General features: G+C 57.0%; 1 protein-coding gene. It reads right to left on the bottom strand.

Annotated elements, in window-relative coordinates:
• Window positions 1-252 precede the first annotated feature (252 nt).
• On the bottom strand, window positions 253-843 hold the full coding sequence (locus ABHR76_RS10065) for a hypothetical protein (RefSeq protein ID WP_346977661.1): 591 nt from the start codon (window positions 841-843) through the stop codon (window positions 253-255).
• Between the last annotated feature and the right edge of the window lie 190 nt (window positions 844-1,033).

The following is a 1,033-nucleotide window of genomic DNA, read 5'->3' as shown; positions in this document are numbered from 1 at the left end:
GATATCGAACGTGCGCTTTATGGCCCGGTAGGCCAGGCGCGAGCGATCCCAGTCCATGATGGATTGCATGGCCTTGTAGCGACCGGCGCCCTCACGCCGGTCCATGGCCTGAGCAATCAGCGCCGCCCCCACAGGCGCATTTGTCTCTGTTACTTCTTTAGCAGCCACAGTCAAACTTACGTTCCTGTTCCCCAGGGATCCCCCAATCGGTAAATTCAAAAATGCGAACGAATAGCTGGTGCAACGTCTCCCTTACGTTTTGCTGGGGACGTCCAGCGCAAGCAGCTCCCTAAAAGTGGAGTCACCCTCGCCCACGTCTACCAGGCACCAGCGTTTATGACGGTCGATCTTTTTAACGCGGGCCTCTTGCCCCACCAAGGGACCCTGCTCTATGTGCAACACGCCGTCTTCTATGCGGGCTACGCTGTTGCGCACCACACCGTCGCCATCTAGCACGCTGCGGTACCAGTCCTGTGCATCGTCCGGCATGGGCATGTACGCCCGCTCCCTACTGCCGGCGATGCGACAGCCAAAGCTCAACTGGGCCAAAGCCCTATCGAGCGCGGCGGCATCGTGCGTGGCGACGAAGAAATATTCCTTGTACATGGGTTTGGTTTGGAGCGACCAGGCGCCGTCCCGCTTAAACCAGAACTCCTTTTGCATCACAAAAGCGTCCTGCATAAGGTTGTGCGGGATAATGCGGCGAACCTTTTCGCAGGTCTCGCGCTCTTTTCCAATGGGGGTGTGGACCAGATACCAGCGGACGCGGCCGTGCTGGCTGTTGGTGGTGGCGCCGTTAAAAGCGCCCGGCAGCTGCTCTTGGCGCCGTGCCGTCTGTTCCAAGTTCTCGCCCCCTCTTTTTGGCTTTGCGATGCACGCAAATGCAGGGGCGTTTAGAACAGGCTTCTCGCTCGCAGCTAGGCGCAGTCGCAAAAGTACAGGTTTTTGTATCTTTCGATAGACGACATTATACCAGCAATTAATCAGCGTTTGCCCAGATTACGCAAAATGTACTGCTAGTAGGTACATCTCC

The organism is Collinsella aerofaciens (assembly GCF_039752985.1).
GTDB lineage: Bacteria > Actinomycetota > Coriobacteriia > Coriobacteriales > Coriobacteriaceae > Collinsella > Collinsella aerofaciens_BT.
Note: the sequence above shows the minus strand (reverse complement) of the source record. Positions and strands in the feature narration are given on the sequence as shown.